The following is a 20,786-nucleotide window of genomic DNA, read 5'->3' as shown; positions in this document are numbered from 1 at the left end:
GTACTGAGCAGGAGGCGGAATGAAAGCCCGGAGCGCTGCGGCGGCACTGGCACTGCTGCTCGTGACGTCCGGCTGCTCGGCAGGCTCCAGCGCGAGTGTTTCCCCAGGTCCGGACACACTTTCCGTCGGGTACACGGCGGAACCGGCCAACTTCGACTTCACTCATTCCGACGGCGTGGCCATCCCGCAGGCGCTGCTCTACAACGTCTACGAGGGCCTGGTGAAGCTCGACCCGCAGGGCCGGATCGTGCCGCTGCTCGCGAAGTCCTGGACGATCAGCCCGGACCGCAAGACCTACGACTTCCAGCTCCAGCAGGGCGTCAAGTTCAGCAACGGAGCGCCGTTCACCGCCTCCGACGTCCAGTTTTCGCTGATGCGGGTGAAGACCGACTGGACGATCTCGATCAAGTCGGCGATGGACGTCGTGGACCACGTCGAGGTCGTCGCGCCGGATCACGCACGCGTCGTGCTGGCGAAACCGAGCAACGGCTGGCTGTTCAGCCTCACCAGCAGGCTCGGCGCGATGTTCAGCCCGACCGGCGTCGCGGATCTGGCGAACCATCCGGTCGGGACCGGACCGTACGAGGTGGCCTCGCGTCGTCGCGGCGATTCCATTGTCCTGCGGGAGAATCCGCGGTACTGGGGACGGAGACCGGCGTATCGCACGGTCGTGCTCAAGTACTTCGCCGATCCGACCGCGCTCAACAACGCGTTGCTGTCCAACGGGATCGACGTGATCTCCAACCTCACGTCGGCCGATTCGATCCCGCAGTTCCAGGGCGACGACCGGTTCACCGTGCAGCAAGGCACCACGAACAGCGAGGTCACGCTGGCGTTCAACGGCCGGCGCGCGCCGCTGAACGACGTGCGCGTCCGCCGCGCGCTCACCTACGCCATCGACCGGAAAGCCGTGCTGGACCTGGTGTTCAGCGGTCGCGGCACGCTCATCGGCAGCATGGTCCCGCCCACTGACCCGTGGTACGAGGACCTGTCGAAGGTCTATTCCTACGACCCGGCGAAGGCGAAACAGCTGCTCGCCGAGGCGGGCGTGCACGATCTGAAGCTGCGGCTGCGGATTCCGAACCTGCCGTACGCGGTATCGGCGGCGCAGGTGGTGCAATCGCAGCTGGCGGACGTCGGGGTCACCGCGACGATCGAACCGCTCGACTTCCCGGCGGTGTGGCTCAAGCAGGTCTTCACCGACCACGACTACGACCTGTCGATCATCCAGCACGTCGAAGCCCGCGACATCTCGACGTTCGGAAAACCCAAGTACTACTGGGGTTACGACAACAAACGTGTCCAGCAGTTGCTCGCCGCGGCGGACAGCGGCACCCCGCAGGAGCAGGTGAGCGACATGAAGGAGGTCGCGCGGCAGCTGAACGCCGACGCGGTCGCGGACTGGCTGTTCTTGTTCCCGAACGTCGTGGTCGCCAAGAAGAAGGTGACCGGACTCGCGCGCAACCAGGTCAGTGAGTCGTTCGATCTGACCGGGGTGAGGCCCGCATGACGGCGCGCGTGCTGCGGCGGGTGGCCGTGTTCGCGGTGAGCCTGTTCGTGGCGTCCATTGTGGTGTTCCTGTTCATGGCGGTGCTGCCGGGCGATCCGGCGCAGGTCGCGCTCGGCGTGAACGCGACGCCCGAACTGCTCGCGAAGACCCGCGCCGAATTCGGTATCGACCGGCCGCTGGTCGAGCAGTACCTGAGCTGGATGGGCGGGGTGCTGCACGGCGACTTCGGCCGGTCGTACGTCACGCGCGAGGCGATCAGCCCGCAGTTGCTCGACCGGCTCGGCGTCACGTTGTGGCTGGTCGGCGCGGGAATGATCGTCGCGCTGGTGATCGCTCTCCCGGCTGGCGCGTTCGCCGCGGTGCGGCACCGGAAGGCCAGCGGCGTCGCGGTTTCCGGGCTGTCGCAGGTCGGCGTGGCGATCCCGGCGTTCCTCGCGGGGATCATCCTGGTGCAGATTTTCTCCGTGCAGCTGCGGTGGCTGCCGAGCGGCGGATGGACGCCACCAGACCAGAACGCGGGCGAATTCCTGCGCGGACTGATCCTTCCGGCGTTGTCGCTCGGTCTCGTGCAGGGCGCGGTGCTCACGCGCTACGTCCGCTCGGCGGTGCTCGACACGCTCGGCCAGGACTACCTCCGCACCGCCCGGTCGAAGGGACTCTTGCCTGGTCAGGCGCTGTTCCGGCACGGGTTGCGCAACGCGTCCGTCCCGGTGGTCACCGTGCTCGGCCTGCAGTTGACGACGCTGCTGATCGGCGCGGTCGTGGTGGAGCGAGTGTTCGTGCTGCCCGGGCTCGGCAGCATGCTGCTGGACGCGGTCGCGCAGCGCGATTTGCTGACCGTGCAAGGGATCGTGCTGGTGCTGGTGGCCGGGGTGCTGCTGGTGAACTTCGTGGTCGACGTGCTCTATTCGGTGCTCGACCCGAGACTGCGGGGGTCCTGATGCGCCGCAACGGAAATCTCCTGCTCGGCGGGATACTGGTCGCGCTCGTCGTGGTGGCCGCGCTGGTGTCGTTCGTCTGGACGCCGTACGACCCGGTGCAGGTCAACGCGGCGGACCGGCTGCTGGGCTTCTCGGCCGAGCATCTGTTCGGCACGGACAAATTCGGTCGCGACGTCTTCAGCCAGATCCTCGTCGGCGCGCGAACGACGTTGTACGTCGGCGTTGTCGCGGTCGGCATCGCGGCGGTGATCGGCACCCCGCTGGGAGTGCTGGCGGCGATGGCTCCGCGGTGGCTCGGCGAGTTCGTGATGCGGGTGAACGACCTGGTGCTCGCGTTTCCCGCGCTGCTGCTGGCGATCATGTTCGGCGCGGTCTTCGGCGCGGACACGCTCACCGCGATGGTCGCCATCGGCATCGCGACCATCCCGTCGTTCGCCCGGATCGCACGGTCGGGCTCGCTGCAGGTCATGAGCAGCGAATACGTGCTCGCGGCGCGGGCAGGCGGCCGGTCGCGGACGCGGATCGCCTGGTCGCACGTAATGCCGAACATCGGCGGGCTGCTGATCGTGCAGGCATCGGTGTCGTTCGCGATCGCGGTGCTGGCCGAAGCGGCGTTGTCGTTCCTCGGCTTCGGCACGCGGCCGCCGACGCCGTCGTGGGGCCGGATGCTGCAGGAGTCGCAGGAACTGCTCACCGCGCATCCGCGGCTGGCGCTCGTGCCCGGTGTCGCGATCGCGGTGGCAGTGCTCGGTTTCAACCTTCTCGGCGACGGTCTGCGCGACCGTCTCGACCCCCGATTGGCGGCGCGGGTATGACGCTGACCGTGGAGAACCTGCAGGTCGCGGATCTGGTGCGCGGGGTTTCGTTCGAGCTGGGCGCGGGCGAGCGGGTCGGGCTGATCGGCGAATCCGGGTCCGGGAAATCGCTCACCGCGCTGTCCGTGCTGGGCCTGCTGCCGGAAGGATTGTCGGCCACCGGTTCGGTGCGATTGGACGATCGCGAGCTGCTTGGTGCGTCCGAAAAGGAGCTGTCCCGGTTGCGCGGCAACGGGATGGCGATGGTGTTTCAGGAGCCGATGACGGCGCTGAACCCGGCGATGCGGATCGGACGGCAGGTCACCGAGCCGTTCCGGGTGCACGGCCGTCGCGGGCGGCCAGCGGAGGAACTGCTGGCCGCGGTCGGATTGCCGGACGTCGCGCGGGCGTATCCGCATCAGCTGTCCGGCGGGCAGCGGCAGCGGGTGGTGCTGGCGATCGCGCTGGCCAACGACCCGGCACTGCTGATCTGCGACGAGCCGACCACCGCGCTGGACGTCACCGTGCAGGCGCAGATCCTCGGCCTGATTCGCGAGCGACTGTCGGCGGAGAGCTCGCTGCTGTTCATCACGCACGATCTGGCGGTGGTGGCGCAGATGTGCGACCGGGTGCTCGTGATGCTCGACGGGTCCATTGTGGAGCACGGCTCGACGCGGGAGGTTTTGACCGCGCCTCAGCATTCTTATACGCAGCGGTTGCTCGCGGCTTCCGATCTGGAGGGGGCGCGATGATCTCCGTCCGGGATTTGGAACGGCGGTATGCGCGGCGGGACGTGCATGCGTTGCGCGGCGTGAGTTTCGACGTTTCCGCTGGTGAACGGTTCGGGATCGTCGGCGAGTCCGGGTCCGGGAAGTCCACGCTGGTGCGGTTGCTGGCCGCGTTGGACCGGCCGACCGCGGGCTCGGTGTCGTTCCAGGGGAAGCGGATCGACTCGCTGCCCGAACGGAAACTGCGGTTCCTGCGCAGCGAAATGCAGATCGTGTTCCAGGATCCGATGGGTTCGCTCGATCCGCGGATGCGCGTGCGGGACATCGTGTCCGAACCGCTCGGCCGCCGGTCGCCGGAGCGTGTCGCGGAACTGCTGACCGCGGTCGGACTGCCCGAGGACGCGGCGATGCGGTACCCGCACCAGTTCTCCGGCGGGCAACGGCAACGGATCTCGATCGCCCGCGCGCTCGCGCCGAACCCGAGCGTGCTGATCGCGGACGAACCGGTGAGTGCGCTGGACGTTTCGGTGCGCGCGCAGATCCTGGACCTGCTGGCCCAGCTGGTCGAGGAGTTCTCGCTGACGTTGATTTTCGTCTCGCACGACCTCGGCGTGGTGCGGCACGTGTGCGATCGCGTCGCGGTGATGCGGAGCGGCGAGATCGTGGAAATCGGTGCGGTCGAGCAGGTTTACGCCGCTCCGGAGCACGAGTACACCCGGGAACTGCTGGCCGCCGCGCCGAATCTGCGGACCGAGCTGGCCCGGTTGAAGGGAGAAACGGATGCCTGACTACCCGGACGGCCTGCCGGTCGGTCCCGGCTGGGTGTCCACAGTGGATACTGCGGACGTCGTGTTTCCCTACGACGGCAGCGTGATCGGCAACGCGTCGGTCGGCACTGCCGCGCTGGCTTCGCGTGCTGTGGACGAAGCGGTGGCAGTGGCTCGCGAAGTCGCTTCGCTGCCTTCGCGGACTCGCCGCACCTTGCTCAACGACGTGGCTTCGGCGATTCGCGAACGTCAAGCAGAGTTCGAGCAGCTGCTCGTGTTGGAGACCGGGAAACCGCTGGTCGACTGCCAGGTGGAGGTCGCGCGGACGATCGTCACCTGGGAGGCCGCGGCTGAGGAAGTGTCGCGGCTGCACGGCGAAACCGTGCCGCTCGACCTGCTGCCGTCCGGCGACGGACTGGTCGGGTTCTGGAAGCGCAAGCCGATTGGAGTGGTCGTCGGCATCGCCGGGTTCAACTACCCGCTGCTGCTCGCGTCGCACAAGATCGCCCCGGCGATTGCGGCGGCTTGTCCGGTGGTCGTGAAACCGGCGCCGCAAACCCCGCTGGCGACGCTGTGGCTGGTGCACCTGGTCCGCTCGCTAACCGATCTTCCCGCGATGGTCCAGCTGGTCACCGGAGACGCTTCGGTCGGATCGGCGCTGGTCACGGACCGACGGATCGGCGCGGTGTCCTTCACCGGCTCGGCCGCCGTCGGCCACCAGATCGCCCGCGACGCCGCGCCGACGAAGACCCTGCTGGAGCTGGGCTCGAACGCCGCACTGGTGGTCGCCGAGGACGCCGACCTCGACGCGGCCGCGGACGCCGTGCTGCGCGGCGGGTTCTACGCGTCCGGGCAGGCCTGTATTTCCGTACAGCGCGTGCTGGTGGTGTCTTCCATAGCTGAAGAATTCACCTCCAGAGTGCTTGCGCGGCTGGGCGAAGTGACCGTTGGTGACCCGCGCTCCCCGGACACGAGAGTGTCCGCGCTGATCGACGAACGCTCGACCGCCCGGGTCGCCGAGTGGGTCGACAAAGCGACCGCGGCGGGTGCCCGGCTGCTGGCGGGCGGTTCGGTGCGCGACGGCGTGCTGGAGCCGACGGTGCTCGCGGATGTCCCGGACGGCGTCGAATGCTGGGACGAGGAGATCTTCGGACCAGTCGTCTGCCTGCGCACAGTGTCCGATGTGGACGAAGCCTTCGCCGTGGTCAACGCGTCGCGGTACGGCTTGCACGCGAGCGTGTACAGCCGCTCGTTGAAGACCGCGTTCCGCGCGCTGGACGAGCTGGAGGTCGGCGGGGTAGTGGTGAACGAGGTGCCGGGTTTCCGGTCCGACACGATGCCGTACGGCGGGGTCAAGGACTCCGGGATCGGCCGCGAGGGGCCGCGATTCGCCGTCGAAGAGCTGACCGTGACCAGGATGGCGGTGCTGCGCCCGTGAACTACGCCGAACTGTTCCGCATGGACGGCCGCCGGGCCGTCGTGCTCGGCGCGGGCAGCGGGATCGGCCGCGAAGCCGCCCGAGCCCTGGCCGCGCACGGCGCGTCGGTGATCTGCGCGGACCGGGACGTCGCCGCCGCGCGGGAGACCGGCGTCGGCGAAGCGTACGAGATCGACCTGCTCGCCCCCGGTGCCGTCGAAGCCGCTGCTGCTGAACTGGGTCCGCTGGACGCTGTCGTGCTGACCGCAGCTACCAACGTCCGGAAACGCCTTCTCGACTACACCCGCGAAGAGTTCGACCGCGTGGTGGAGCTGAACCTGGGCGTCGCCTTCGAGGTGCTGCGCGCGTTCGGCGCCCCGATGGTCGAGCAGGGCCGGGGAAGCATCATCGGGTTTTCCTCGATCCGCGGCACCACTGTCGAACCCGGCCAAGGCCCGTACGCAGCGACGAAGGGCGGCTTAGTGCAGCTGTTCCGCACAGCCGCCGCTGAGTTCGGACCGTCCGGCGTACGCGTCAACGCCATCGCCCCTGGTGTTGTCGAGACGCCCTTGACCGCACAGATCAAAGCGCGCCCCGACTGGTACGACGCCTACGCCCAGAAAGGCGCCCTCGGCCGCTGGGCGCGCGCGGACGAACTGGCCGGCGCCGTCGTGTACCTCGCTTCGGACGCTTCGACCTTCGTCACCGGCTCCGTCCTGGCCGTCGACGGCGGCTGGACCGCAGTCGACGGCCGCTTTGACCCACCCGCTTCGTGAATCGGAGGTTCCGCGATGACCGAATTGGCTGACCTGACCGCTAACGAGCTGGTAGCCGGGTACCGCGCGCAGACGTTCTCGCCCGTCGAAGTCACCGAAGCCGTCCTCTCGCGCATCGACGCCCGCGAACCCGAACTGCGTGCCCTGTACGCGTACGACGCCGCTTCAGCGCGCGAAGCAGCGAAGGCGTCCGAAGCCCGCTGGCACGCCGGTGAGCCTTCCGGTCCCATCGACGGCGTCCCTCTGACGCTGAAGGAAAACATCGCCTCCGTCGGCGTCCCCACGCCCCTAGGCACTGCTGCCACGGCCTTGAAGCCCGCCGCTGCAGACGCCCCCGCCGCAGCCCGCGTACGCGAGTCAGGCGCAGTACTGCTGGCAAAGACGACCATGCCCGACTACGGCATGCTCACCTCAGGTCTCTCGAGCTTCCACGCCGCTTCGCGCAACCCGTGGGACGTCACACGCACCCCCGGCGGCTCCAGCGCCGGTGCCGCCTCCGCAGCCGCCGCGGGCTACGGCCCCTTGCACGTAGGCACCGACATCGGCGGCTCGATCCGCCTCCCCGCCGGTTGGTGCGGCTTGGTCGGCCTGAAACCCAGCTTCGGCCGCGTCCCGGTGGACCCGCCCTTCCTCGGCCGCGTCGCCGGACCCCTGACCAGGACCGTCGCCGACACCGCCCTGCTGATGAGCGTCCTGGCCCAACCCGACTCGCGAGACCACCTCAGCCTGCCGCCCGAGCCCATCGACTGGCTTTCCCTGACGGGTTCGCTAAACGGTCTCCGCGTCGGCCTGCACCTCGACCCCGGCGTCGGCCTCCCGGTGACTCCAGCTGTCGCCGACGCGGTCACCGCAGCCGCCGATGTGTTCGCCTCCGCCGGTGCGATCGTGGAACCGGTCGCCCCGTTCCTGACCCGCGAACACCTGAACGGCCTGGACACCTTCTGGCGAGTCCGCGCCTGGTCGGACCTGGCCGCGCTGTCGGAGGAACAGCGTGCGCAAGTCCTGCCGTACATCGCGGAGTGGGCAGCCGGGGGAGCGAATGCGTCCGGTGTGGACACTTACCGAGGTTTCGCCGCCATCGACGCGATCAGCGTGGCAGCCCTGCGAGCGACGGAACCGTACGACGTCGTGCTGTCGCCGACCTGCCCCGTCCTGCCCCCGCCCGCCGACTGGCCATCCCCGACAAACGACCCGACGCGGCCGTTCGAGCACATCGCTTTCACCGTGCCGTACAACATGTCCGGCCAGCCCGCGGTGTCAGTGAACTGCGGCTATACGACGGAGGGCTTGCCGATCGGGCTGCAGATCGCGGGTCGCCGGTTCGCGGACCTGGAGGTCCTGCGGGTCGCGGCGGAGTTCGAGAAACTGCGCGGGGAACAACGTCCTTGGCCGGTCAGTTGACCCGGCTAGCGCTTCGCCTGCTCCTCGAGTTTGGTTAACCACGCCTTGAAACGCGGGCACTTGCCTTTCAAACCGACTACGCCAAGATCGGCGATCGCCAGCGGTCCTTCGATCACCTTCTGGTAGCCCGCACAGTACTGGAGGAGGCGTTTGGAAGGTGCTGTCTTCGCACCTCCATTGACCAGTTCCGGGCCTCCGGCGGCGTCGCAGTCCGCGCGGAGACGCTCGGCCAATTCCGGCTCGCCTCTCAGCTCGCTGAGCTGATCAGCAGCCGCGAAAACCCACGATTCGAGTTCGTGCAAGACCAGATTCGGGAGAAAGCGGCGGTCGGGGATGGCCGCCGCGATCTCGTGCTCAACGTGTTCCACCTGGAGTTCCGCCGAACCAGCCGGACGATCGGAGACTCCAGGTGCGTCGGAGGGAAATCCGTAGAAATCGAAGATCGTGGTCAGCGTGGTGAGGGACTTCTGCCCAAGCAGGTGCTGGATCTCCCGGCGGATCTTCGCCCAGGAAGAAACGCCGCCGCGGTGGGTAACCGACGAGGTCTGTGTTCGCACGACCGACACGGTTACGGTTGCCCAGCCGGCCTCCCGCAAATGGTCGACCAGGAGTTCCTGCGCGACTGTCAGTTCCGACTGCCCTTCGACCAACAGGTGAAGGCGTTTGGGGTCAGTCATTCAGGACGCTGCCCCTCGAACCGGGCTGTCCTCCGATGAGGTTCTTCTCCCACAGTTCACCAAGCGAGTAATCCTCGAGCCAGGTCCGCAGCGCGTCGGGATTCGGCTTCCCGAAGGAAGAACTGCCGTCGTGTTGTTCGACCACGATGAGGTCGTCGACAGTGAACTGGTTCATGAGCGTGACCGATTGAGTGGCGATCAGCACCTGGCTGTGCGCCGCCGCTCGCCGAAGCATGTCCGCCAGCACGACGATCGCGTAAGGGTGCAGGCCAAGTTCCGGCTCGTCCAGGACGACCAGGCCGGGCAGCTGCGGCTGCATCAGCAAGGTGGCCAGGCAGACGAACCGCAAAGTGCCGTCGGACATCTGTTCGGCGGAGAAGACCCCGTCGAGGTCTTTGTGGATCCAGCGGAGCCGGACGCGGTCGGTTCCGTATTCGTCGTCGAGGACGAAGTCCTTGAAGAAGGGCGCGACCAGCCGGACTGTGCTGGTGATCCGGCGGTAAGCCGCTTTGTCCTCCGGCCGGTCGCTCCGTCGCAGCCTCAGGAGAACGGGCGCGAGGTTGGCGGCGTCGTCTCGCAGCGCGAGGTTGTCCGCTGTCGGGGCTTGACGTTTGACTGGCGCGTCCCGGCTCGTGTCGTCGAAGTGATAGACCCGGCAGCCCTTGAGCACGGTGTGAATGAGTTCAGCGGCCTCGTCGTGCTCGTCTATCGCTTGTTCTAGGCGCGATTCGCGGTGCCCTTGACCGAGCTCTCGTCGGTACTGCGATTCAGGAGTCGCGCTGCTGATCTCCTCGAGATCGAAGATCAGTTCGTCGTTGGCCGCGGGCACGAGCCGGATGCGGTATTTCGCTGGTGACAGATCGAGGGCCAGTCCAATGCTGGACAGGGCGCTTCCCTTGTAGCCCATTTCGGCGGCCCCGCCGTGGAGACCGACGTACAACCCGAGGTCGCCGTCGACAACGCTGCTCAGCAGACCCAGCGCCTGGATGAAGTTGCTCTTGCCCGTGCCGTTCGCACCGACCAGCACATTCATGCTGCCGAGAGGCACACGTGCCGAACGGATCGAGGTGAACCCCTCGATGGTGATCGCGCTGAGCGAGTGCCGAGCCATGCGCACACTGTACGGCCGGGCCCCGGCACCCGGCCCGCGTCACTTCGCCCCGATCGCCTCCGCCAACGCCAGCACCCGCCGCGCGTTCTCCACGTGCAAGTTCTCGATCATCCGCCCATCCACCGTCACCACGCCGCGTCCCGCGGCCGAAGCCTCCTCGAACGCCGCGATGATTCGTCGTGACCGGTCGATCTCTTCCTCCGACGGCGCGAAGACCCGGTTGCACGGCTCCACCTGCGAAGGATGGATCAACGTCTTCCCGTCGAACCCGTACTGCCGCCCCTGCAAGCACTCCGCCTCGAAGCCCTCAGCGTCCTTGACGTCGTTGTAGACCCCGTCGAGGATCACCTTCCCGGTCGCCCGCGCGGCGAGCAGGCACAGCGAAAGCCCGCCCAGCAACGGGCCCCGGCCCGGTACGAACTCCGCGTGCAGTTCCTTCGCCAGGTCGTTCGTGCCCATCACCAGCACGGTCAACCTTTCCGACGCTCCCGCGATCTCCTCCGCGTGCAGCATCGCGACCGGAGTCTCCACCATCGCCCAGATCTTCGTGTGCTCCGGCGCTCCGCCAAGCTCCAGCGCGCGCTCGATGTTGTGCACCTCAGCCGCCGAGTTCACCTTCGGCACCACCACCGCGGCGGGGCCGGCGGCAGCGGCGGCGCGCAGGTCGGCGTCGTGCCATTCGGTGTCCAGGCCGTTGACCCGGATCGTCACTTCCCGCGAGCCGTAAGTGCCAACAGCGGCGCAGACCCGCTCCCGCGCGGCTTCCTTCGCATCGGGGGCGACGGCGTCTTCCAAGTCCAGGATCAACGCATCCGCAGGCAGAGACTTGGCCTTCTCCAGCGCGCGTTCGTTCGCGCCGGGCATGTACAGCACGGACCGCCGCGGCCGGAGTTCGGTCATGACTGGATCTCCTTCGTCGCGGCGTCGTACGCGGCGGCCAGTTCGGGGTCGGTGGCGGCCAGTTCGTCAGCCAGTTCCACGACCACCCGGCACTGCTTGACCGAGGCGTCGTCCTGCATTTTCCCGTCGATCATCACCGCGCCGGTGCCGTCGCCCATCTCGGCGATCACGCGCCGGGCCCAGGCCACGTCGGCGGGGGACGGCGAGAAAACCTTCTTCGCGATGTCGATCTGCACCGGGTGCAGGCTCCACGCGCCGACGCAGCCGAGCAGGAACGCGTTGCGGAACTGGTCCTCGCAGGCCACCACGTCGCGGATGTCCCCGAACGGCCCGTAGTACGGAAGGATTCCGTTCATCGCGCACGCGTCGACCATCCGCGCGACCGTGTAGTGCCACAGGTCCTGCTGATACGTCGAGCGGCCCTCGTTCAGGTCCTCGCCGACCGGGTCGGTGCGCACCAGATAACCCGGGTGGCCGCCGCCGACGCGGGTCGTCTTCATCCGGCGGCTCGCGGCCAGGTCGGCCGGGCCCAGCGAGATGCCCTGCATGCGCGGCGAGGCGCCGGCGATCTCCTCGACGTTCGCCACGCCGCTCGCCGTTTCCAGGATCGCGTGCACCAGCAGCGGTTCGGTCAGCCCGGCCCGCGCTTCCAGCTGTGCCAGCAACCGGTCGACGTAATGAATGTCCTGCGCGCCTTCGACCTTCGGGATCATGATCACGTCGAGCTTGTCGCCGATCTCGGTGACCAGCGTGATCAGGTCGTCGAGCACCCACGGCGAGTCGAGGCTGTTCACCCGCGTCCACAGCTGCGTGCGGCCGAAGTCCGTCGCCTTCGCGATCGACACCAGGCCGGCGCGCGCGGCTTCCTTGCGGTCCGCGCGGACCGCGTCCTCGAGGTTGCCGAGCAGCACGTCGGTCTTCTTCGCGAGGTCGGGGACCTTCGCGGCCATCTTTTCGTTGCCCGGATCGAAAAAGTGGATCATGCGCGACGGGCGCACCGGGATCTGCCGCGGCGGCTGCGGCGCTCCGACGGCGAGCGGGGCGAAGAAGTCCTTCGGCGAGCGCATCCTGGTCCTCCCGGCGGGTACTTGACCGACGGGTAACCCTAAACCGGAGACACGAACCCCCGCTGCGGCGAAGCTCACCCGCCAACCGGGTGACGGCCGTGACCAGCGGAAGTCCACTGTGGAACCGCGTTGATTAGGCCGATCGGAGTAAGGAACTGCGCCGCTTGCCCTGCCCCGCGAGGGGTGGCGCGACACCCGGCGGAAGCGCTCCGTGCCCACCACTCACCCCCGTCTCACTCGGTTGGCCGCACGGTCGGGCTGAAGTCGAACGACCGCCCACCGACCGGTCACCGACCGCTGAGCGCCGCCGATCGCACGCGGCGGGGCAACCCGGAGACCTCGCGTCTTTGCCCTGGTACTCAGTTCATGTACCGGTTTTCGCCGGTACACGGGAACAGGTGCTTGAAGGAGGCGGACTCGTGGCGGCTACCCCACAGAACACCGAGCGCTCGACGGTCGCCGGCGGTGCGAAGCGCAGCCGGACGACGGCGAGCCGGGTGCTGCCGCCGATCGAGCTCCCCGCGAGCGTCGACGAGCTGGCGCGCAAGGCCGCGGCCCTTCTGGGCTGGAACGGCGTGGTGCTGCCCGCGACGACCCTGCTCGGCCGCAAGGTCAGCATCGTCGCGAAGCTCAAGACCGACGTGCACGCGGAGCGGATCGCGATGGGTGTCGGTCCCGTCGCCGATCGCGCCCTCGTCGACACCTGGACCTGGCCAGAGCTGGCCGCGACCGCACCCGCGCCGGCCGCCGAGATCATCGGCGTCCTCGCGGTCGCCCGGCACTGGCGGACCGCGATGGCCTCCGCGGTGCCCTTTTCGCGCTACGGCGAGGCCGCGATGGTGCTCCCATCGCCTGCCGTGCTGACCGATGACTACGTGACGAACTGCCTGCCGCGTGCCCGCGCGTACGGGCTCGCGGTCGTCACCGCCGACCCGTACGCCACCGCCGACCTCGACCTCGACACCCACCACGACCGGGTGCTGCTGCAGGAGGACCCGGTTTCGCGCTGGGTCAACGAGATGGCCTACGACCTGCTGCTGCGCGAGGACTCCGACGCCCCGGTCCCCGCCGAGGCGGACTGAAGCACCGGCCTCGGGCCGCGCGCGGCGATAGAGTCGGACTCATGCGAGTCGTCATTGCTGGCGGACACGGCCAGATCGCCCTGCACCTGGAAAAGCTGCTCGCGCAGCGGCACGACGCGCCGGTCGGCATCGTGCGCAACCCCGAGCACGAAGCCGACCTCACCGCCGTCGGCGCCGAGACTGTCGTGCTCGACCTCGAAAAGTCCGATGTGGACGCTGTGGCCAAGGTGCTCGAGGGCGCGGACGCCGCGGTGTTCGCCGCCGGGGCAGGCCCGGGCAGCGGCGAAGGCCGCAAGGACACCGTCGACCGCGGCGCGGCAGTGCTGTTCGCCGACGCCGCGCAGCGGGCGGGCGTCCGCCGGTTCATCCAGGTCGGCTCGATCAACGCGGACAAGGCGGACGACCCCGGCTTCGAACCGGTTTTCGCCGCCTACCTGCGGGCCAAGCGCGCGGCCGAGGAGGACCTCAAGGCCCGCGACCTCGACTGGACGATCCTGCGCCCCGGCCGGCTGACCAACGATTCCGGCACCGGTCAGGTGAAGATCGCGGAGAAGGTCGGCGGCGGGGAGATCCCGCGCGAGGACGTCGCCGCGGTGCTGCTGGCGCTGCTCGACACTCCGGCGACGGCCCGGCGCACGCTGGAGCTGGTCTCCGGCGACGCTTCCATCGCCGACGCGCTGTCCCGGATCTGATGCGCGACATCGCGGTTTTCAGCGGCAGCGCACATCCTGAACTCGCCGCGGAAATCTGCGTCAACCTGGGCGTTCCGCTGCTTCCGGTGGAGATCGACCGGTTCGCCAACGACTGTCTCCAGGTCCAGCTCCAGGCCAACTGCCGCGAGCGGGACGTCTTCCTGATCCAGCCGCTGGTCAAACCGGTGCAGGAGAACCTGGTCGAGCTGCTGTTGATGCTCGACGCGGCCCGTGGCGCCTCGGCCGCGCGCACCACCGTGGTGATGCCGCACTATTCGTACGCGCGCTCGGACAAGAAAGACGCGCCGCGGATCTCCATCGGCGGCAGGCTGGTCGCCGATCTGATGGTCACCGCGGGCGCGAACCGCGTGCTCACCATGACGCTGCACTCGCCGCAGGTGCACGGGTTCTTCAGCGTGCCGGTCGACCATCTGCACGCGCTGCACGAGCTGGCCCAGTACTTCCGGCAGTACGACCTCTCGGAAACCACGGTCGTGTCGCCGGATTTGGGCAACGCCAAGGAGGCCGCGCATTTCGCCCGGCTGCTCGGCGCCAAGGTCGCGGCGGGCGCGAAACAGCGGTTCGCCGACGACCGCGTCGAGATCACGTCGGTGATCGGCGAGATCGCCGGACGCGACATCATCGTGCTGGACGACGAGATCGCCCGCGGCAGCACGGTGCTGGAACTGCTGGACCGGCTGCGCGAGATGGGCGCGCGGTCGATCCGGGTGGCCTGTACGCACGGGCTGTTCGCCGACGGCGCGCTCAAGCGGATCGGTGGCCAGGAGGACGTCCTGGAGATCGTCTGCACGAACACCGTGCCGGTGCCCGCCGAGGAACGCACGGAGAAATTGCGGATCCTGTCCATTGCCCCGGCGCTGGCCGAGGCGATGCGGCGAATCCACAATGGAGAGTCGGTCAGTTCGCTGTTCGAGCCGAACTGATCCCCGGGCTGATCAGACGCTGCCGAGTACCCGGTCGAGATAGGTGTTGGTGAACGTCCCGGCCGGGTCGCACTCCTTGCGGATCCGCAGGAAATCGTCGAAGTGCGGGTAGCGGGTGCGCAGCACGGACGCGTCGAGGTCGTGCATTTTGCCCCAGTGCGGCCGTCCGCCGACCTGGCCCACGACGTTCTCGAACGCGGTGAAGTACTCGCGGTAGGGCATGCCGAGGAACTGGTGGATCGCGATGTAGGCGGAATCGCGGCCGTTCGCGGTGGACAGCCAGATGTCGTCCGCGGCGGCGACGCGGACCTCGACCGGGAACGCCACCGGGTCTTTCAGCCTTGGCACCACCCCGCGCAGCTCGGCCAGCACGTCGAGCACGGATTCGCGCGGCACCGCGTACTCCGACTCCACGAACCGCACCCCGCGATGGGTGACGAAAACCCGGTGCGACAGGTCGCTGTACTCGCGCGGCGAGGACACCTGCGAGGCGAACGCGCCGAGCGGCCGCACCAGCTTCGGCACCGCGCGGCCGAGCCGGCACAACCCGCCGAACGCGATGTTCTCGGTGAGTTCGTAGTCCACGAATTGCTTCAGGCGGGACAACGGTTTCCGCTCGGCGTCCAGCGGCAGGCGGTTGTTGCGCTTCACCAACGCCTTGCTGCCGTAGGGAAACCAGTAGAACTCGAAGTGGTCGTTGTTCGCCGCGTTGTCGTCGAAGCCGTCGAGGACCTGCTCCAGCGGCTCCGGGCGTTCCTGCGCGGAGAGCACAAAGGACGGTTCGCACTGCAGCGTCACCGTGCTGATCACGCCCAGTGCGCCAAGACCGACACGGGCGGCGTGGAACAACTCCGGACGCTCGTCAGCCGAGCAGCGGACCACCGAACCGTCCGCGAGCACCAGTTCCAGCGCGACGATCTGCGTCGAGATCCCGCCGAACCGCGCACCGGTGCCGTGCGTGCCGGTGGAAATCGCGCCCGCGATGGTCTGCGCGTCGATGTCGCCGAGGTTCGTCATGGCCAGCCCGAGCGCGTCGAGAGCGGCGTTCAGGGTGCGCAAAGTAGTGCCGGAACGGACCGTGACCTGCTGGTTTTCCAGGTCGGCGCGTTCGATGCCGGTCCACGCGGTCAGGTCGAGCGCGTCGGAATCAGCGGCGGCGATCGCGGTGAACGAATGCCCGCTGCCCCACGCGCGGACTCGGCGCCCGGCGTCGGCGACCCCGGCCACGACCTCGGCGATCTCGACCGTGCTGCGCGGCCGGTGCACCCGCTGCGGGGTGGCCTTGGCCGTTCCGGCCCAGTTGCTCCACGTCATTGCGGCACCTGTTCTTCGCTGGAAGGTTCCCACGATAGATGCCGGAACCGTAAGTGAATAGTATTCGCGTTTCAAGCGTTGTTGTCGTACCGTAAGTGGCGTGACCACCTCAGCGCACGGGTACGACCTCGCGACGAAGGACCTGGATCCGCCGCTCGCGATCGTCGACCTGGACGCCTTCGACGCCAACGCCGACGACCTGCTGCGCCGGGCCGCGGGCAAGCCGATCCGGGTGGTCAGCAAGTCTGTGCGCTGCCGTGCGCTGCTGGAACGAGCGCTCGCGCGAGACGGCTTCGAAGGCCTGATGTGCTACTCGCTCGCCGAGGCCGTTTGGCACGCTGAGCTGGGCACTTCCGACGACATCGTGGTCGCGTACCCGACTGCCGACCACGAAGCGCTCCGCCGGCTGGCCGCGAGCGAACGCGCCCGCGCGGCGATCACGATCATGGTCGATTCGACCGAACACCTCGACCTCGTCGACGCCGCGCTCGGCCACGGCCACCCGGACATCCGAGTGTGCCTCGAACTCGACGCGTCCTGGCGTCCGCTGCCCGGCGTGCACGTCGGCACTCGGCGTTCGCCGGTGTTCAAACCGGCGCAAGCCGTCGCGGTGGCGCGGAAGATCGGCGCGCGGCCGGGCTTCCGGCTGGTCGGGATGATGGCGTACGAAGGCCAGATCGCCGGACTCGGCGACGCCGCCGGAAAAGGCCTGCAAAACCGGGTGATCGGCTGGATGCAGCGCCGGTCCGCGGCTGAACTCGCCCGTCGCCGAGGGGCGGCGGTGCGGGCCGTGCGCGAGGTCGCTGACCTGGAGTTCGTCAACGGCGGCGGCACCGGAAGCATCGAGACCACCGGCGCGGAGGACGTGGTCACCGAGATCGCCGCCGGTTCCGGCTTCCTCGCCCCGACGCTGTTCGACGGCTATTCGCACTTCCAGCCGCGCCCGGCCGCGTTGTTCGCGCTGCCGGTGGTGCGCCGCCCGGCGAAGAACGTCGCGACGCTGTACTCCGGCGGATACATCGCCTCCGGACCGACCGGCCCGTCGCGCGAACCGTCGCCGTACCTGCCGGAAGGCTTGCGCCTGCTGGGTTTCGAGGGCGCCGGCGAGGTGCAGACCCCGGTGACCGGCGAGGCCGCGCGCACGCTGCGCCTCGGCGACCGGGTCTGGCTGCGCCACGCGAAAGCCGGGGAACTGGCCGAACGGTTCCTGGCGTATCACCTCGTCCGCGGCAGCCAGGTGGAGCGAACCGTCCCGACTTACCGCGGCGAGGGCCAGAACTTCGGTTAAGCGTTCAGTCGCCGAATTTGCTTGCCAGGTAACCCTTCACCACGTGCTTGGCCTCGGCGACGATCCGCTCGTCCCCGTTCGGGTCGCGGCGGAAGGCGAGTTTCAGCAGCGCGTCCGCCGTTTCGTTGGCGATCGCGATGGCGAACCGGAGTTCGTCGGCGGGGCGGTCGACGTGCCCGCGCAGGATTTCGACCAGCGAATCCGCGATGACCGAGTTGTTGTCGCGGTCGTCAGCCAGCAGCCGGACGTCGATGACGTCTCCGAAGTGGACCTTCGAGAATCCCGGCACCTCGCGGTGCATCTGCAGGTAGATGTCGAGCACCGAGTCGACGATGTTCCACCAGTGCTCGGGGCTCAGCTGCTGCAGCCGCTCGTTCACCGCGGCCACGAAGCGTTCCAGGTTCCGTTGCGTCAGCGCCTGCACGACCGCGCGTTTGTCCGGGAAGAACTGGTACAGCGACCCGACCGCGACGCCCGCGCGTTTGGCGATCAGCGTGGTGGTGAGCGCGTCGTAGCCCAGCTCGTCGATGAGCACGGCGCTCGCGTCCAGCATCTGTTCCACCCGCCGGGCGCTGCGTTGCTGAACCGGCTTTCGCCGCAGCGGTGTGGGTTCAGCCTGGGTCTCGGCCACGTCGTTCCTCGGAGTCTCTCGCGATTCACTCATCTGATCTGGGACTTTAGCGCCCCGCGGGGCTTCCCCCGAGACGAGTGACGACCTAACATATGAGAACTTTTCACGTTCACCCGCAAGGGTGTCCGAAGGCAAGGGGTGCTCAGCGTGGACCATCCGACCTTCCCGCCCGACTTCCTGTGGGGTGTCTCGACCTCGGCGTTCCAGATCGAGGGGGCGACGGCCGAGGGCGGTCGCGGACCGTCCATCTGGGACACGTTCACCGCCGCCGAAGGCAAGATCGCCCGGGGCGAGGACGCCAAGGTAGCGGCCGACCACTACCACCGCTACTCCGAGGACATCGCCCTGATGGCGGAACTCGGCGTCGGCGCCTACCGGATGTCGATCGCCTGGCCGCGCATCCAGCCGGACGGCTCCGGCAAGCCCAACGCGGAGGGACTTGCCTTCTACGACAAGCTGATCGACGAGGTTTGCGCCGCCGGAATCGCCCCCGCGATCACGCTGTACCACTGGGACACGCCGCAGGCGATCGAGGACAAAGGCGGCTGGCGCTCCCGCGACACCGCCTTCCGCTTCGCCGAATACGCCACGATCGTGGGGGAGCATTTCGCCGATCGGGCGAAACTCTGGATCCCGCTCAACGAGCCGATGGTCATGTCGATCTACGGCTACGGCATCGGCGAGTACGCGCCCGGCGAGTTCCTGCTGCTCGACGCGCTCCCCACCGCGCATCACCAAAACCTCGCCCACGGACTGGCCGTGCAGGCACTGCGCGCGGCCGGCGCGACCGGCATCGGCTCCGCGAACAACCACTCGCCGATCTGGCCCGAGCACGACACCCCCGCCGACCGCGAAGCCGCGGACTGGCTCGACGCGCTGATCAACCGCACCTTCGCCGACCCGATGCTGCTCGGCAGCTACCCCGAACAGGTCCACCCGCACCTGCCGGACAACTTCGCCGACGACCTCGCCACGATCGCGCAGCCGCTCGACTTCTACGGCGTCAACTACTACGAACCCCAAGGCGTGACCGCTCCCGGCGAGGGCAACCCGCTGCCGTTCGAACTGCGCCCGATCGAGGGTTATCCGATGACCACCAACGACTCGCCGATCGTCCCGCAGGCGCTGCGCGAACTGCTGGTGTCCTTCCACGAGCGCTACCGCGAGCACCTGCCGCCGGTCCAGATCACCGAGAACGGCTGCAGTTTCGCCGACGAACCCGCCGCCGACGGCAGCGTCCCCGATCCCGAACGCATCGAATTCCTCGCCAGCCACCTGCAAGCCCTGCGCGAAGCGATGGATGCCGGCGTCGACGTGCGCGGATACTTCGTCTGGTCGCTGCTCGACAACTTCGAATGGTCTAAGGGCTACGCGCCCCGCTTCGGGCTCGTGCACGTGGACTACGAGACGCAACGCCGCACGCCCAAGGATTCCTTCGCCTGGTACCGGAAGCTGGTCCGCCATGAGTGACACCGCCGCCGCTGTCCCGGAGGTCTTCGCCGAGCCGGTCAAACGCGTCCGCGCCGGCTGGATGACGCTGCTGTTCCTCGCGAACATCGCGCTGTGGCTTGGCGTTTACGCGCCGATCCAGGTTCTGCTGCCGCAGCAGGCCGAACTGCTCGACGCCGCGCACAAGGAAGCCGTCTTCGGCATCGTGACCGGCATCGGCGCGGCCGTCGCGCTCGTCGCGAACCCGGCGATCGGCCTGCTCTCGGACCGCACCTGCTCGCGGTTCGGCAGGCGGCATCCGTGGACGATCGCGGGCGGCGCGCTCGGCGCGGCCGGGCTGCTGGTGCTGGCCGAGGCCCCGAACGTCGTCGTGATGACGATCGGCTGGTGTCTCGTGCAGGCCGGGCTCAACGGCATGCTCGCGACGCTGATGTCCGGCATCGCCGACCGGGTCCCGGTCGGGCAGCGCGCGCAGGTCGGCGGACTGGTCGGCATCGCGCAGATGCTCGGCACCGTGCTCGGCGCGGTGGTGGTCGTGGTGATGCTCGACCTCGCCGGGCTGCCGCTCGGCTACGCGGCCTGCGCCGCGATCGTGCTCGCCGGTGCGGCGGCGTTCGTGCTGCGCACGCCGGACGCCCGGTTGCCGGTGGAGTTCCGGCCGAGCGGGCGGATCCGCGAAATCCTCGCCGACCTGTGGGTCTCGCCGCGGCGGCATCCGGACTTCGCGTGGGCGTGGGCCTGCCACTTCATGATCAACCTCGGCAACGCGTTCGGCACGCTCTACCTGCTGTTCTTCCTCAAGGACGCGGTGCACTACCCGGATCCGGACAGCGGCCTGCTGATCATGATGGGCCTGTACGGCGTGGCTTTGGTGATCGGCGCGGTGCTGGCCGGGCACTTCTCGGACAAGTCCGGCAAGCGCAAGCCGTACGTCCTCGGCTCGGCGGCGATCATGGCGCTGGCCGCCCTGCTGCTGGTGATCTGGCAGAGCTGGCCGGTGGCGCTGGTGGCGTCGCCGCTGCTGGGAGTCGGCTTCGGCACGTACATGGCGGTGGCGCTGGCGATGCTGACCCAGGTGCTGCCCGCGGCGCAGAACCGGGCGAAGGACCTCGGCGTGGTCAACATCGCGAACTCGCTGCCGCAGGTGGTCGCGCCGCTGCTCACGACGTTGATCCTGCAGTGGCTGGGCGGGTATCCGGGACTGTTCGCGGCGTCCGCGGCGGCGACCTTGCTGGCCGGGGTTTTGGTGACTCGCGTGCGGTCGGTGGGTTAGCGCTTGCGTTTGAGCGCGCTCACA

At 68.5% G+C, this 20,786-nt stretch carries 20 protein-coding genes; 14 read left to right on the top strand and 6 right to left on the bottom strand.

The features are described 5' to 3' along the window. Nucleotides 1-19: 19 nt before the first annotated feature. Genes FKO37_RS03005 through FKO37_RS02970 form a run of 8 tightly spaced genes read left to right on the top strand, consistent with a single transcriptional unit; the run spans nt 20 to nt 8,334 of the window. Nucleotides 20-1,510 (top strand): ABC transporter substrate-binding protein, encoded by a 1,491-nt coding sequence (locus tag FKO37_RS03005; protein ID WP_238603669.1) that lies wholly within the window; start codon nt 20-22, stop codon nt 1,508-1,510. Next, nucleotides 1,507-2,451: an ABC transporter permease gene (locus tag FKO37_RS03000; RefSeq protein WP_238603668.1), complete on the top strand. Its 945-nt coding sequence runs from the start codon at nt 1,507-1,509 to the stop codon at nt 2,449-2,451. The genes FKO37_RS03005 and FKO37_RS03000 overlap by 4 nt, the downstream gene beginning before the upstream one ends. After that, on the top strand, nt 2,451-3,266 hold the full coding sequence (locus FKO37_RS02995; RefSeq protein WP_043831301.1) for an ABC transporter permease: 816 nt from the start codon (nt 2,451-2,453) through the stop codon (nt 3,264-3,266). Before FKO37_RS03000 ends, FKO37_RS02995 begins: the two co-directional genes overlap by 1 nt. Further along, a complete protein-coding gene (locus tag FKO37_RS02990) occupies nt 3,263-3,997 on the top strand; it encodes an ABC transporter ATP-binding protein (RefSeq protein ID WP_037809233.1) in 735 nt (244 codons plus the stop codon). The genes FKO37_RS02995 and FKO37_RS02990 overlap by 4 nt, the downstream gene beginning before the upstream one ends. Continuing rightward, nucleotides 3,994-4,761, top strand: coding sequence for an ATP-binding cassette domain-containing protein (locus FKO37_RS02985; RefSeq protein WP_238603667.1), 768 nt, complete (start codon nt 3,994-3,996; stop codon nt 4,759-4,761). The genes FKO37_RS02990 and FKO37_RS02985 overlap by 4 nt, the downstream gene beginning before the upstream one ends. Next, entirely contained in the window at nt 4,754-6,178 is a 1,425-nt protein-coding gene (locus FKO37_RS02980; protein ID WP_134728017.1) for an aldehyde dehydrogenase family protein, read from the top strand. The genes FKO37_RS02985 and FKO37_RS02980 overlap by 8 nt, the downstream gene beginning before the upstream one ends. Next, complete coding sequence (locus FKO37_RS02975) at nt 6,175-6,933, top strand: SDR family NAD(P)-dependent oxidoreductase (RefSeq protein ID WP_037809250.1); 759 nt, start codon at nt 6,175-6,177, stop codon at nt 6,931-6,933. Before FKO37_RS02980 ends, FKO37_RS02975 begins: the two co-directional genes overlap by 4 nt. Before the next feature lie 15 nt (nt 6,934-6,948). Beyond that, on the top strand, nt 6,949-8,334 hold the full coding sequence (locus tag FKO37_RS02970) for an amidase (RefSeq protein ID WP_134664590.1): 1,386 nt from the start codon (nt 6,949-6,951) through the stop codon (nt 8,332-8,334). A gap of 5 nt (nt 8,335-8,339) precedes the next feature. Here the strand turns inward: FKO37_RS02970 and FKO37_RS02965 are convergent, their stop codons facing one another. The 4 genes from FKO37_RS02965 to FKO37_RS02950 are packed head-to-tail and all read right to left on the bottom strand — an operon-like array spanning nt 8,340 to nt 12,089. Continuing rightward, a complete protein-coding gene (locus FKO37_RS02965) occupies nt 8,340-9,011 on the bottom strand; it encodes a DUF4276 family protein (protein WP_238603666.1) in 672 nt (223 codons plus the stop codon). Continuing rightward, a complete protein-coding gene (locus tag FKO37_RS02960; RefSeq protein ID WP_238603665.1) occupies nt 9,004-10,122 on the bottom strand; it encodes an AAA family ATPase in 1,119 nt (372 codons plus the stop codon). The genes FKO37_RS02965 and FKO37_RS02960 overlap by 8 nt, the downstream gene beginning before the upstream one ends. A gap of 39 nt (nt 10,123-10,161) precedes the next feature. After that, the gene (locus FKO37_RS02955) at nt 10,162-11,022 is read right to left on the bottom strand and encodes a CoA ester lyase (protein WP_238603664.1); all 861 of its coding nucleotides are present in this window, start codon (nt 11,020-11,022) and stop codon (nt 10,162-10,164) included. Continuing rightward, nucleotides 11,019-12,089, bottom strand: coding sequence for a CoA ester lyase (locus FKO37_RS02950; protein ID WP_037809257.1), 1,071 nt, complete (start codon nt 12,087-12,089; stop codon nt 11,019-11,021). Before FKO37_RS02950 ends, FKO37_RS02955 begins: the two co-directional genes overlap by 4 nt. Before the next feature lie 419 nt (nt 12,090-12,508). Between FKO37_RS02950 and FKO37_RS02945 the strand changes: the two genes are divergently transcribed. The 3 genes from FKO37_RS02945 to FKO37_RS02935 are packed head-to-tail and all read left to right on the top strand — an operon-like array spanning nt 12,509 to nt 14,807. After that, nucleotides 12,509-13,171: a hypothetical protein gene (locus tag FKO37_RS02945; RefSeq protein ID WP_037809258.1), complete on the top strand. Its 663-nt coding sequence runs from the start codon at nt 12,509-12,511 to the stop codon at nt 13,169-13,171. 41 nt (nt 13,172-13,212) lie between these two features. After that, nucleotides 13,213-13,863, top strand: a complete 651-nt coding sequence (locus tag FKO37_RS02940; RefSeq protein ID WP_238603663.1) for an SDR family oxidoreductase — start codon at nt 13,213-13,215, stop codon at nt 13,861-13,863. Continuing rightward, nucleotides 13,863-14,807 carry a ribose-phosphate pyrophosphokinase gene (locus FKO37_RS02935; protein ID WP_037809261.1) on the top strand — a complete coding sequence of 315 codons (945 nt, stop codon included), beginning with the start codon at nt 13,863-13,865 and terminating at the stop codon, nt 14,805-14,807. Before FKO37_RS02940 ends, FKO37_RS02935 begins: the two co-directional genes overlap by 1 nt. A 12-nt stretch (nt 14,808-14,819) precedes the next feature. Here FKO37_RS02935 and FKO37_RS02930 read toward each other — a convergent pair whose 3' ends face one another. Then, nucleotides 14,820-16,121, bottom strand: coding sequence for a D-arabinono-1,4-lactone oxidase (locus tag FKO37_RS02930; RefSeq protein WP_238603662.1), 1,302 nt, complete (start codon nt 16,119-16,121; stop codon nt 14,820-14,822). A 100-nt stretch (nt 16,122-16,221) separates the two neighbouring features. Here FKO37_RS02930 and FKO37_RS02925 point away from each other — a divergent pair, with 100 nt between their 5' ends. After that, entirely contained in the window at nt 16,222-17,409 is a 1,188-nt protein-coding gene (locus FKO37_RS02925; protein WP_238603661.1) for an amino acid deaminase/aldolase, read from the top strand. A gap of 4 nt (nt 17,410-17,413) precedes the next feature. On the opposite strand, the gene FKO37_RS02920 is transcribed toward FKO37_RS02925, so the two are convergent. Next, nucleotides 17,414-18,073, bottom strand: a complete 660-nt coding sequence (locus FKO37_RS02920) for a TetR/AcrR family transcriptional regulator (RefSeq protein WP_037806876.1) — start codon at nt 18,071-18,073, stop codon at nt 17,414-17,416. A gap of 114 nt (nt 18,074-18,187) precedes the next feature. Here FKO37_RS02920 and FKO37_RS02915 point away from each other — a divergent pair, with 114 nt between their 5' ends. Beyond that, entirely contained in the window at nt 18,188-19,510 is a 1,323-nt protein-coding gene (locus FKO37_RS02915) for a GH1 family beta-glucosidase (protein WP_238603660.1), read from the top strand. Next, complete coding sequence (locus FKO37_RS02910; protein ID WP_037806877.1) at nt 19,503-20,762, top strand: MFS transporter; 1,260 nt, start codon at nt 19,503-19,505, stop codon at nt 20,760-20,762. The genes FKO37_RS02915 and FKO37_RS02910 overlap by 8 nt, the downstream gene beginning before the upstream one ends. The last annotated feature ends 24 nt before the right edge of the window (nt 20,763-20,786 follow it).

Origin of the sequence: Amycolatopsis sp. Poz14, from assembly GCF_006704225.1 — a bacterium.
GTDB classification, from domain to species: domain Bacteria; phylum Actinomycetota; class Actinomycetes; order Mycobacteriales; family Pseudonocardiaceae; genus Amycolatopsis; species Amycolatopsis nivea.
Note: the sequence above shows the minus strand (reverse complement) of the source record. Positions and strands in the feature narration are given on the sequence as shown.